We start from the raw sequence: 13,168 nt of genomic DNA on the forward strand, positions 1-13,168 counted from the left end.
GGACACCGTCCAGTCGGCATACTCGTTGACCGAGCTCATGGTGCTGGTGCGCACCTGCGACTGGTCGACGCCGTTGAGCGTGTTGTGCGTCCCCGGGCCCCACAGCCCATTGCGCAGCTCGCCCCAGCAGAGGTAGATGTCGTTCATGCTCTTGAGCGCACTGCGCAGGTAGACGTACAGCCCGTAGGTGGCCGACGTGGCGTCGCTCTCCTCTTTCCACATGTTGCTGGCCGAGAGCTTGTTGTCCTGCATGATGTCCAGGTCGCCGTGACAGCCGCCCGCCCCGTATGCGCAGAACAGCAGCGCGACTCCGGCTATAGTCTTTCCGAATTTCGTTTTCATGGCAGTAGGGTGTCAGAACGTGAGTTTGGCCGTGAAGAGCACTTTGCGCGTCGGCGGGTAGGGACTGAACCCGGTGTCGTAGGTCGACGACGCGGTGTAGAGGCCGCCGGTGGTCGCGGCCTCGGGCGAGACCCCGTGCACGGCCGTCCAGTAGCAGAGCGTGTTGCCCGAGACGGTGAGTGTCACCTGGCTTATGTGCAGTTTGCGCAGCCACGCTTTCGGGAGCGACCACGAGAGCGAAACATCGCGCAGGCAGAGGTAGTCGGCCTTCTCGACGAATATGTCGGACGTGCGCCCGTAGTTGCGGTTGCCCCAGTCCGTATCGTTGGCCGTGAAACGGGCGTAGCGCGTGTCGTCGCCCGGCTGCGACCAGCATTTCTTCACTTCGTTCGTCAGGTTGTAGTTGCAGTTGCCCATCGTCGACTGGAAATAGCGCATCTGCATGTCGTTGCGCACCGAATGTCCCAGGGCATAGTCCATGTAGACGTTCAGCGTCCAGTTCCGGTAACGGAACGTATTGCCGATGCCGCCTGTCGAGTGGGGCAGGGCATACCCCAGCAGGAACTGGTCTTCGGCGTTGATGATCTGCCGGCCGTCCATGCGCGTCGATCCCGGACGGTCTTTCCACTCATAGTCGCCGATGTCCTTGCGCCCGGCTATCTGCCGCCGGTCGCTGCGCCGGTAGCCGCGCGACTGCGTGTCGTACCGGGCCGCGTCGGCCTCCTCCTGCGTCTCGATGATGCGCTCTGCGACATAGCCGAAGATACGCCCCATGCGCTCGCCCTCGGCGATGCCCCCGAACTGGCTCCCATCACCGACCGAGATGCCGTTGATGCGGTTGCGGGGATTGCCGTTGTCGGGCAGTTCGAGCACGCGGTTCATGTTGTAGCTGTACGTAAAATCCGTCCTCCACGAAAAACCCTTGCGGTCGATGTTGACCGACGACAGAGACAGCTCCGTGCCGTAGAACCTGACGCGCCCCAGGTTGGTCGAAACCGAGTTGTAGCCCGTCGTATTGGGGAGGCTGACGTCGAACAGCAGGTCGCGCGTCTCCTTGTTGTAATAGTCGAGCGCCAGCGTGATGCGGTTGTCCAGCAGCCCGAGGTCGATGCCGGCGTTGAACTGGAGGGTCTTCTCCCAGATCAGGCCGTTGTTGGGCATCGTATTGGTCGTGGTGGTCGCGTTGCCGTTGTAGGTGTAGAGCGAATTGTAGCTGCCGTAGGTGTCGTACAGCCCGATCCCGTTGTTGCCCGTCAGCCCGTAGCTCACGCGCGCCTTGAGCATGCTGACCGCACTGTTTTGGGGCCAGAATCCCTCCTTGCTGACCACCCATCCGGCCGATGCCGCCGGGAAATAGCCCCAGCGGTGGCCTGCGGCGAATTTCGACGAACCGTCGATGCGCATCGTCGCGGCGAGGAGGTAACGCCCGCCGTAGTCGTAGTTCACACGCCCGAAATAAGAGATCAGGCACTCCCGCGTGCGGGTACTCTTCGGATAGTTGGCGATGTTCGAAGTCCCGGCGTCGAGCACGGGCAGCTTGTCCGACACGGCGCCCTGCACCCGCACGTCGAAGCTGTTGAGTTTGTCGAGCATGTATTCGTAGCCCGCCACGGCACCCAGGCGGTGCCCGTTGCCGAACGTACCCTTGTAGTCGGCATAGGCCTGGAAATCCATGCGGTTGGTCTCCGAAAAGCCCTCTTTCATGGGCCGTATGTTCGAGCCCGTCGTGGGGTTGTCCTCGACATAGAAATAGCTGCGCGTATGGCGGTTGTAGTTGGTGAACTGCCCGACCAGGCGCAGCCCGTCGAACACCTCCCAGTCGAGGTTGATCGTGGCCGTCGAACGCTTGATCGTCGACCCGGCATTGTGGTAGTAATAGGCGTAGTAGGCGGCCGGTATCGTCGTGTTGTTGGTGCCCAGCGCAGGCGTGCCCGCCAGCTCCTCGCCCGCCTCCTCGCCGTACCAGTCGCGGTGGGTGTTAGGGACGGAGAGCCCGCGTATGACCGAGTTGCGCAGGCTGAGCGGCGCGCTCTCGAAGGTCTGCTGCTCGATCTGCGAATAGTCGAATGTCGTCGAGGCCCTGAGCCGCCGCGTCACCTGGAAAGTCGTGTTGCCGTGGAACGTGAAGCGCGAATAGCCCGTCGTGATCCCGATCCCGCTGTCGTCCGTATAACCCGCCGAGGCGGCGTATTGGATGTTGTCGCCGCCCCCGTCGATGCCGACGTAGTAATTCTGCCAACATGCGTCGCCGAACCATTGGCTCTGCTGGTCGTTGTCCTCGAAGACGATGATGCGCCCGGGGTTCACCGGGTCTTCGACCCATTGGTAGCCGGCGGGAACCGGTTCGTCCGGCCGGAGGTAACGGGTCGTCCAGAGCGATTTGGCCGTATTGCCCGTGCCTGCCGACTGTTCGCCGCCCAGCACCGATGCCGGATCCATGCCGCCGCAATACCCCTCCATGAGCGCCGGACGCACCGTGAGGATGTAATCGCGGGCGTTCATCAGGTCGAACTTCGTGGCGGGCGACGCCCAGGCCCACTGCCCCTCGAATACGATCCGGGGGCCGAGGTGTTTCGAACCTTTCTTCGTGGTGATGAGGATCACGCCGTTCGACGCGCGGGAACCGTAGATGCCCGCCGCCGCGGCGTCCTTGAGGAACGAAACGGATTCGATGTCGTTGGGATTCAGCCCGGCCATTTCGCGGACTACGCCGTCGACCAGCACGATCGGGTCGTTCGACTGGTTGATCGACGATCCGCCGCGGATCAGGAATTTGGGGTCTGCGCCCGGTGTCGCATCGGTCGTAGCGACCCTCACGCCGGGGACGCGTCCCTTCAGGGCGTCGCCGACCGAATTGACGGGGATACCCTCCAGGAGATGCCCGTCGAATTTGCTGATGGCCGCAGTCACCGTCCTGCGCGACTGCGTGCCGTATCCGACCACCACCACGTCCTCGAGCACGGCTTCGTATTCCTCCAGTACGACGTCGATGGCCGACCTCGTCCCGATGCGTTCCTCCCGGTCGGCATAGCCTATGTATGAGAAAACGAGGGTGGCGTCCGGATCGGCGAAGATCCGGTAATTGCCCTCCGCCCCGGCCGAAACGCCCCGCATCGTATCCTTCACGACGACCGAGGCGCCGACCAGCGGCATCCCCGAGCCGTCCTTGACGCGCCCCGTCACGAGTACCAGCTGCGAACGCGCGGAATCCGTGTCGTAGGTCAGCACCACGATGCGGTCGACGACCTTGTAACGGAATCCCCGTCCCTTGAATACCTTTTCCAGGATATGTTCCAGCGGAGCCGCGGTTTCATGCACCGACACGTCGCCGAGCGGCATCTGCGACAGTGCCGATTCGTAGGAGAACAGTACGCCCGTCTGTGAGGTGACGGCCTCCGTGAAGGTCAGCACCGTTGCGGATCCGAGCGTGAGATCCACAGCGTAGGTCTTTTGTGGCGAGGCATTTCTGCCGTCATCCGTAGCATGGGCCTGCGGACACATGCCGGTCAACAGGAGAAGAAATACCAATTCCAGCTTGGGGATGGAATTTTTCTTCATATTTTAAGGTTCGTGAAGCGTGTTCCGGGTTGTGCGGTGCAAAAGGCCTGCGGTGGTCGGCCGCAGGCCCCGTATCATTCGTTGCGGATCACCTCGCAATGCGTTCCGGTCATGAACTCGACGATGTCGACGACCTCCTCGAGCGAATTGCTCCGCAGGTAGTTGATGTCGTAGCGTTTGCCGTCGTCGGGCGACATGATGCGTATGCGTACGCCGTAGCTCTTTTCGATGCCGGCGATGATCTCCGTGATCGTGGCGCCCTTCATCGTGACCAGGTTGTAACGCCTGGTCACATAGAGCGGCGCGTTGATTTCGGCCACCTCCATGTCGCCCATCCGGGCGTCGTACACGGCGCGCTGGTTGGGATGCAGCCGCACGAGGTTGTCGCCGCCGGGGGTTTCGAGGCGTACGGCGCCGCGTTCGAGCACCACCTCCGTGAACGGGTTGCCGGCGAGCGCCCGGACATTGAAGGCCGTGCCCAGCACCCGGATCGCCAGCTCGCGGGTCTCCACGACGAAGGGATGCCGCGCATCGTGCGACACGTCGAAATAGGCCTCGCCGTCGAGCCGCACGATCCGCTCCCCGTCCCCCTTGCCTACGGCATAGCGCAACTCGGTGCCGTCTTGCAGCCACACCTGCGTCCCGTCCTCCAGATGCAGGACGGCCACGTCGCCGGTATGGTTGGCATAGGACTGGAACCGCCCGGCTTCCGGCAAGCGCAGCCCTGCCAGCCAGGCTGCCGCGACCGCGATCACGACCACGGCTGCCGCAGCCGCTGCGGACATCCAACGCCGCCATGCGAACCGCGCGGGGCGCTGCATGGCGTCGTCGGCGTCGATACGCGCGTTGAGCCGCCGTAGCATGGCATCGCAGCGCTCGCCGGTGGCGGGGGAGATGAGCGTCCTGTGTGCGCTCCATACGGCCGCGACTTCGAAAAACAGGCTGCGGTTCTTCTCCGAGGCTTCGAGCCAGGCATATACCTCCCGGTCTTCGGCCCCGCTCGTCCGGCGGACGAGGTATCTGTATAGCAGTCCCTCCATGTCGGTTATGGTAGGGGTATCTGTATGGCGTTCCAATATGTATACTTTTAGGGTGTTACCTATACTATACAGCCATAGGCACAAAAATACCTAGTCTGTTTTCACTTTTTTTTTCGAAAAAGTGCATTTTTTCTGGAATCCCGGGAAATACGGGTCGAGGACGAAGCTGCGCAGGGCTAAAGGTAATAAAAATATCCGGGCTTCAAAGCCCGGATATCATCCCGGCCGTATCTCCGGCACAGGTGCCGGGCAGGATACGGAACGGTTCGGTCAGTTCCATTTGCCCAGCAGCTTGCGGGGGTAGTTCGTGCAGATGGCGTAGAGCTTGTCCTTGTAGGTCAGGTAGTAATCCATGTCGACATCCAGGTCGGCATTGTATACGCTGAGCTTCAGCCCCGCATCGAGGAATTTCTGCACCGAATAACCGTTCTTGTTCACGGTCTTCCCCTCGAAATAGAGGTTTTCGGTCGAGAGGTTCGCCCACGGATAGCCGTAGGAGATGTAATCGGCCGGGTTGCGGAAGCTCATCCACCCGGCATTGCTGCCCACGGCGCCCGCCGCGGCGAGCGAACGCTGCCAGATGGTGACGGGGCTGCCCGAACTGATTTTCGTCGCATTGCCCGTGACGATGAACTCGCAGAAATTCTGCGCGCCCATCTCTTCGATGATCTCGCACGCCCGCTCACACGCCCTGGCCGAAGCCTCGCGCCCCTCTTCGGTCGATTTGCCGTCGATGGTAATGTTCTTCACGTCGAGCCACAGGCGCGTGGTTCCCGCCTCGAGCACCACGTCGATGAAGTCGGCCAGCGAGGGCAGCTGTTCCCCGTTGTCCAGCGTCCCTGCGGCACGCAGTTCGGCGAGCGTATGCTCCCACGGCTTGAGGTTATTGATGTAACACCCCGCCGATGCGTGCGCCACCACGACATCGTCGTCCTTCGTAAGGTAAATATCGCACTCCGACGCGTAGCAGCCCAGCCCGATGGCATAGTTGAGCGCCGCCACCGAATTGTCGGGGAACTGCCGTGTCCCGGCCTCCGTCGAACCGCCGCGGTGCGCGACGACACGGTTGCCGACCTCGGCCGGGGTTTTGATCTCGGTGCCGGGCTTCGACGGCCCCGTCCAGTCCTTCAGCGGATCTTCGTCGTCGCTGCATCCTGCCGCCAGGCCGGCTGCGACAAGGGTGAGGAGCATAAGCATTTTATCGTATTTCATAGGTTTTTCTTTTTTTATTCGTTGTCGTTCCATGGCCGGAGCCCGGGCCGGACAGGGACGTTCTCCCGTCCGGCCCGCTCCGGATTCAGAAATTCTCGTAATTTTTCACACAGCGCACCGCGGCTCCCGAACCGTTGCCCACGTCGAACCCGTCGTCGAATACCATATCGGCCGAGGTCGTACAGTAGGCGCGCCACAGGGCCATCTTCGAGGCCGTCGTCTGTCCCATCATCGGAATCAGACAGTAGAAGCGCACGTTGCCCGAGTTGGCGCAGTAGTCGTAGCCGCTCTTGTAGAGGCGCCACCCCTGCGGGTAGAGGTTGAAAGCGAAGGCCTCGGCACCGTTCGAAATAACGGTCGCGGGGTTGAACTCGGCGTCCTGCCACTCCTTGCAGCGCAGGTGCGCCGCCACATTGGCCGCATTGCCCGAGGTCATGGCGCCGTACGATGCCGTCGCAGCCGCCACGGGGTAGTCCGAATAGCTCTTCGACGACTCCGCCACCGCGTAGATCAGGTCTTTCCAGTCGGACATGTTGGCGATATGCCAGCCGTAGGGACAGATGCCCTGCACCTGCATCGAGAGCGACGGGTGGTCGGCCTCGGCCTGCGTATTGCCGCCGTCGGAGGCCGCGTAGTCTTTCAGGTCGGCCTTGAGGATCGGTTCCAGCGTGATGCTGTTGCCCACGGCATCCACGACCACCGTCCCGGCGCCTCCCAGCGGGAAAGGCATCAGCAGGGCCGCGCTCAGCGCGCCGGCCGGGTCGCCCGTCAGCGTTTCGTACGAACTGTAAAGGCGTCCGTAGACCGAAGCGCGCGTCGTCACGCCGTCGGGCATCATCAGCTCCTTGAGCGTACCGCCGTTCTCCTCGGTGTCATAGGCCGGGTTGCGCATCGAATACTCCGCTTCGTCGTAACCGCCCGTCTTCGAGCCCCCGACCAGACCGCTGCCCAGCTTGTAGGTGCCCATCGCCGCGCCGCCGTTCCAGTGCAGGCCGGTCGTCATCCACGTCTTGGTCTTTCCGTCACGCGTGACGTATTCCTTGGTGGGGTAGCCGGCCAGTTCCGATTCGGGCATGCTGTTCACGGTCGAGATGCGCGTGAACTCGGCCTTCGAGTCGGCTGCCACCACGTTGTTGTCGTCGTCGAGCGCGATCGTCACGCGCAGGGCATTCATCCCCGCAATGCCGAACGTGAGCTCGGGCGCCGCGGCCTCGGCAGCCGCGTCGGCCAGTACGGCGAGTTTGCCGTCGGCCGTCAGCGCATAGCGCGGATAGGCGTCCGGCGTACGCGAAGTCGAGAGGATCACCTTGCCGCTGCGGAAATAGTGGTCGAGGCCGAACACCAGGTCGTTCTTGTTCATCTGTGCGGCATCGCCGAAAGCCGCAAAGTGGGGTATGCCCGACCCGTAAATAAACAGGTAGGTTTCGTTGGCCAGCTGCCGCACCTTGATCTGCCTTGTGGCGAGGCTCGTATCCTCCGTCCCGGCGCTCACGGTCACCGTCGCCTCCCGCATGTCGGTGGGCGAGGTGTTGTCCGAAGCCGCGAGGACGACCGTCCCGGCCTCCCTGTCGAGCGTGCAGGTGAGCCACTCCACGCCCTCTTCCAGCTCGGCCGTAACGGTCGAGGCGGGCATGTTGGTCTCGAAGGTCACAGTCACCTCGGCAGGCTCCAGGGCCATCATTTCGATGTCCGATTCCGTCGAGAGGGTGAGCGTGGCATCGGGTTTGAGCCCGACCTGCGTGATCGGGAAATCAACGCTTTCGCCCGTCTTGGAGAGCGTTACGCGCAGCGTTCCCGTGCGCTTATAGTCCGTGTTCGCGGAGCAGGTGATCCGCAGCGCCTTTTCGACCGCGCCGTCGGGCGAGGCCGTATGGTAGTCGAGCGTGGCCCAGTCGGTGCCGACCAGTTCGGCATGCCAGTCGCTATACATTTTACCGTAGGGGTTCACCGTCACGATGTAGGTGCCGAACGCCAGTCCGTCCGTCGTCCGCCCGTCGGCATCGAACCCGATCGCGGCGGGCGAAATCGAGATGCGCGCCTCCCGGCTCGTGTTGTCCGCATCGGTGCCCGACTCGTAACAGCCTGTGAATGCCGCCGCGGCGATGGCGAGCAGGCCGGATATGAATTTTCTCATAGCTGAATAGTTTTCTGTTGGGTAAATGGATTAAGACCAGCCTTCGGTCTGCCTGAGGTTGCTGTTCTTGTTGATCGCCGAGGTCGAGATCGGGAAGAGGTAGATGTTGGGGTTCGTCGAACCGCCCACGCCGCCCTCGACACCCGTATTGGGCCAGTATTTGAGCGGGCAGTAGGTGTCGATGTAACCCAGGCGGATGTAGGTGAACCACAGGTTGCCCTCCTCGGCGAATTCCCAGCGGTTCTCCGCAGCCAGCGCTTCGAGCACGTCCTGCTGCGTGGCCGAGGTGTAGAAGTCGGCCTTTCCGTAGGCGCGCTGCGCGACCACGTTCAGCTCCCCGAGCGCCTCCTTGTACTGTTTCCTGTAATAGTACAGCTCGGCACGGAACATATAGTACTGCGCATACCGGTAGAGGATCAGGTCATCGTCGTAGAGCAGCGTCCCCGAAGACCAGTCGCCCGTGAACTTGTTGGGCCATCCGACCTTTTCGTACATGTCGCTCACGCCCGTGCGCTCCATATAGGTCACGTCGCTGCGCTGGTCGTTGTTCTGCTCCTTGTTCCGCTTCAGCTCTCCGATGAATTCGTCCGCATAGCAGAACCACTGGTTGCTCGATACCGGCACGCCGCCCTCGACGTTGCGGTACGAGGCCTTGACCTGCGTCGAGCCCCAGATGAAACGCTGGATGTAGCTGGCCGAATGCACCTCGTTCGTCGCATCGACATGCAGCGCGAAGGCGATCTCCTTGTTGGCCTTGTTCTTCACGTCGAACACGTCGGCGAACTTGCCGAGCAGCGGCGTGCGCGTAACGGCGTCGAGCGCCTCCCCGGCCATCGTCAGGTAGGAATCGCCGCCTTTCTGTGCGGCGTACATCCACAGCGCGAAGTCGGCCTTCAGCATGTTGATGTTGTCCACCGTGGCATAATAGCAGCCCTTGGCGTTGGATGTGATGTGCGTGAGCGCGCTTTCGATGTCCTGCGCCACCTGGGCGTATACCTCGGCCCGGGGCGAACGCGAAGGGTAAATCTCCCGCCCGGTGCTCTCGGTGGGCGTCAGGATGACGGGCGCGTCGCCCCATACGCGGGCGATCCAGTAGTAGACGTATGCCCGGACGAAATAGGCGTTCCCGAGGCAGTAGCTGCGCGTCTCGTCAGACATTTCGACCGACGGCGCGTACTTTATCACCGAGTTGCACTGGTTGATACAGGTGTAGAGGTTCGTCCAGCTTACCGACGACGTGCCCCCGTTGAGCAGGCTGTGCAATACCTCCAGCATGTCCGAGTCCATCAGCGAACGGTTCGTACCGCGGTCCCACATGGCGGGCCCGACGCGCAGTTCGCCCCAGAAGAACTGGTTCGTGTAATTCTGCCGGAAGGCGTTGCGCAATTCGAAATAGATACCCGTCGTCGCGCCCGTGACGTCGCTTTCGTCCACCCACATGTTCGTCGTGTTGAGCTGGTCGGAGTTGACGATATCGAGCTCGCACCCCGCCATCGCCATCGAGGCGGCGCCTATCGCTGCAATATATAGCTTATGGAATTTCATATTCGTATATTCGATTTAGTTGTTGAGAATCATCCCGTTCAGAACGTGGCCTTCAGGCTGAACATCACCTTGCGCGTGGGCGGGTAAATGCTATAATCGGCCGAGCTGGTATTCACCACGCTGTACATGCCCGTGCTCGATCCCGAGGCGGCAACCGCCGACTCGGGCGACACGCCCTTGACCTTCGTCCAGTACACCAGCGTGTTGCCTGATACCGAGACCGTCAGGTTGCCCAGCCCGAGCTTGCCGATCCACCGCTTGGGGAAGCTGTACGACAGCGTCACGTCGCGCAGGCAGAGGTAATCGCCCTTTTGCACGCTGATGTCCGAGATGCGCGAATAGTTCTTGTTGCCACCGTCGGCGTCGTTGGCCGACAGGCGCGCCAACTTGGTGTTGTCGCCCGGCTTCTGCCAGCAGTCGTTCGCATCGTAGATGAGGTTCCAGTTGCAGTTGCCCATCGAGGTTTGCAGGCCGCGCGTATACATGTAGTTGTAGACCGAGTGCCCCAGCGCATAGTCGACGTAGACCGACAGCGAGAGATTCCTGTACTTGAAGGTATTGTTCATACCGCCGGTGGAGTGGGGCGTCACGTACCCCAGCAGGAACATGTCCTCGTCGTTGATCTGCTCGCTGCCGTCCGCCGTACGCGCCGACCCGGCGCGGTTGAGCCATTCGTAGTCGCCGATGTCCTTGCGGCCGGCGATCGAACGGCCGTCCGAACGGCGGATGCCGTGCGAATTGACGTCGTACAGCGCCGCGTCGGCCTGCGCCTCGGTTTCGATGATGTAGGCGGTCTTGTAGCCGTAGATGCGCCCCATGCGTTCGCCGACGGCCGTGCCGCCGAAACGGAATCCCGTCTCCGACATCGTGTACCCGCCGATACGCCATGCATCCTTGCCGTCGACGTCCTTGTACCTGTACTCGTCGGGGAGCGACAACACCTTGTTCATGTTGAACGAGTAGGTGAAGTCGGTCGTCCAGGTGAAGTTCTTGCTCTGGATGTTCACCGTCGAGAGTTCCACCTCGGCGCCGTAGAAGCGTACCGAACCGACGTTCTGCCGGGCCGAGCCGTAACCCGACGTATCGGGCAGCGTGACGCTGAAGAGCAGGTCGGTGGTCTTCTTGTTGTAATAGTCGGCCATCAGGCGGATGCGGTCGTTGAAGAATCCCATGTCGACGCCGATGTCCAGCTGGTGGGTGGTCTCCCATTTGAGCCTCATGTTGGGCAGCGCCGTGGGCAGGATGGCGCTCGCGCCGTTGTAGATCGACGTTGCGCCGAACCCTCCGTAGGCATCGTAAAGGCCGATGTAGTTGTTACCCGTCAGGCCGTACGAGGCGCGTATCTTGAAGCTGTTGAAATTGCGCACGTTCCAGAATTTCTCCTCCGAGACCACCCAGCCGGCCGACGCCGCAGGGAAATATCCCCAGCGGTTTCCTTCGGCGAATTTCGACGAGCCGTCGGCGCGGAACGTGAACATGAAGAGGTACTTCTTCCTGTAGTCGTAGTTCAGGCGCCCGAAATAGGAGGAGAGCGCCTCGTTGGTGTTGGTGTCCGCCCAGCCCGTGGCGTCCGTCCCTGCGGCCAGCGTGGGCACCTTGTCCGAATCGGCGCCCGTGACCGTCAGCGAAAGGCCGTTGACCGTGTTTTTCATGTAGTCGAACCCGACCGTGCCCTCGATCGTATGATCCTGCGCGAAGGTCTTGCGGTAGTTCAGGTAGCCCTGCGTGCTGAAGCGGTTGGTCTGCCCCCACTTCTCGTAGGTGCGGCGCTGGTTGGAGATAGCGTTGCCCGCCAGGCGCTGGTTGTCGATCCTGTAATAGTTGTGGTTGGCAACCTGCATCACGGCGCGCAGCCCGTCGACGATTTCCCATTCGAGGTTGAAATTGGCCGTCATGCGGCGTGCCGTGTAGTTGCTCGTATAGTAACGGTCGAACCATGCGGCCGAGATGGTCGTGTTGTTGGTTCCCTGGGCGGGCGTGCCGTCATCCAGGTAGTCGCGGTGCGTGGCGGGCATGAACATGCCGCGGCCCACGGTCGTCCAGTAGGTGGCGATACCCGACGAGGGGAGCGTGTTGCCCTTCGTTTCCGAGTAGTCGAATACGGTCGTCGCCTTCAGGTTCCTGAGTATCTTGAACGAGGTGTTGCCGTGGAAGGTGAAACGCGAGAAATCGGTGTTGATGCCGATGCCGCCGTCCTTCGTGTAGCCGGCCGACGCGGCATACTGCACCTTGTCGTTGCCGCCGTTCACGCCGACGTAGTAGTTCATCCAGTACGAGTCGTCGAACCATTGCTTCTGCTGGTCGTTGTCCTGGTAGGCGATCAGTTTCGAGTGGTCGATGGGGTCGACCATCACCTTCCAGCCTGCGGGGACGTCGGCCGGCGTATCCACGAATTTGGGCGTCCACACCGAATTGTCGCCGTTGCCGATACCGGCGGAGTTGGCGCCCGTCAGGATGCCCGAGCCGTAGGCGTAGGTCGAAGGGTATTCGTTCAGCATCGTGCGCATCGTGCGCAGGTAGTCGCCGCCGTCCATCAGGTCGAACCTCACGGCGGGCGAAGTCCATGCGGCCTGCGCCTCGAATGTCACCTGCGGGCCCCGTGCCATGCTGCCCTTCTTGGTCGTGATGAGGATTACGCCGTTCGAGGCGCGGGCACCGTAGATACCCGCCGAAGCGGCGTCCTTCAGCACCTCGATCGACTCGATGTCGTTGGGGTTCAGGCCGGTCATTTCACGGTTCACGCCGTCGATGATGATGATCGGGGCGTTCGACTGGTTGATCGACGAACCGCCGCGAATCAGGAACACGGGGTCGGAACCCGGCTGGTTGTCGGCCGACGATACGCGCACGCCGCCGACACGTCCCTTCAGGGCATCGCCGATGGAGTTGACCGGGGCGCCGGCGAGTTTCTCGCCGTCCACCTTCGAAACTGCGGCCGTGATCGTGCGGCGCGACTGCGTGCCGTAACCGATCACCACCACGTCGTCCACCATCAGCGCATCCTCTTCGAGCCTAACGTCGATCACCGAGCGGGTGCCTACGGGCACCTCCTGTTTCTTGTAGCCTATGAAGCTGAATTCGAGCGTCGCATCGGGGCCCGCCTGGATCGAATAGCGGCCGTCGGCCCCGGATGTCGCGCCGGTTGCGGTTCCCTTCACGATGACGGTGGCGCCGATCACCGGTTCGCCCTTCGCATCCCTGACCGCACCCGTTACGAGGTTGCCCTGCGCCTGCGCGTCCATCCCGCACAGCACCAGAGCAATTATACATACACTTTTCAAAAGTGTCGTAAGGACTCTTTTCATAATAGGTTTCTTTCAGTTAAGTAATTAATGAT

6 protein-coding genes and 1 pseudogene are annotated in these 13,168 nt (G+C 61.9%); all 7 read right to left on the minus strand.

Annotated features, from left to right (window positions below; all coding sequences use genetic code 11):
• Positions 1 to 342, minus strand: a pseudogene (locus tag QVP03_RS09290) (RagB/SusD family nutrient uptake outer membrane protein); the annotation flags it as partial.
• 12 nt (positions 343 to 354) lie between these two features.
• Positions 355 to 3,900 (minus strand): SusC/RagA family TonB-linked outer membrane protein, encoded by a 3,546-nt coding sequence (locus QVP03_RS09295; RefSeq protein WP_022333201.1) that lies wholly within the window; start codon positions 3,898 to 3,900, stop codon positions 355 to 357.
• Between the two features lie 74 nt (positions 3,901 to 3,974).
• Positions 3,975 to 4,940, minus strand: a complete 966-nt coding sequence (locus QVP03_RS09300) for a FecR family protein (protein ID WP_141405738.1) — start codon at positions 4,938 to 4,940, stop codon at positions 3,975 to 3,977.
• A 270-nt stretch (positions 4,941 to 5,210) separates the two neighbouring features.
• On the minus strand, positions 5,211 to 6,152 hold the full coding sequence (locus tag QVP03_RS09305; RefSeq protein ID WP_022333203.1) for a glycerophosphodiester phosphodiesterase: 942 nt from the start codon (positions 6,150 to 6,152) through the stop codon (positions 5,211 to 5,213).
• 85 nt (positions 6,153 to 6,237) lie between these two features.
• Positions 6,238 to 8,286 carry an FISUMP domain-containing protein gene (locus QVP03_RS09310; protein ID WP_022333204.1) on the minus strand — a complete coding sequence of 683 codons (2,049 nt, stop codon included), beginning with the start codon at positions 8,284 to 8,286 and terminating at the stop codon, positions 6,238 to 6,240.
• Between the two features lie 30 nt (positions 8,287 to 8,316).
• Positions 8,317 to 9,831, minus strand: a complete 1,515-nt coding sequence (locus tag QVP03_RS09315) for a RagB/SusD family nutrient uptake outer membrane protein (protein WP_022333205.1) — start codon at positions 9,829 to 9,831, stop codon at positions 8,317 to 8,319.
• 38 nt (positions 9,832 to 9,869) lie between these two features.
• Positions 9,870 to 13,136 (minus strand): SusC/RagA family TonB-linked outer membrane protein, encoded by a 3,267-nt coding sequence (locus QVP03_RS09320; protein ID WP_022333206.1) that lies wholly within the window; start codon positions 13,134 to 13,136, stop codon positions 9,870 to 9,872.
• Positions 13,137 to 13,168: the final 32 nt, after the last annotated feature.

This window comes from Alistipes sp. CAG:29, assembly GCF_000435435.1.
Lineage (GTDB): Bacteria > Bacteroidota > Bacteroidia > Bacteroidales > Rikenellaceae > Alistipes > Alistipes onderdonkii.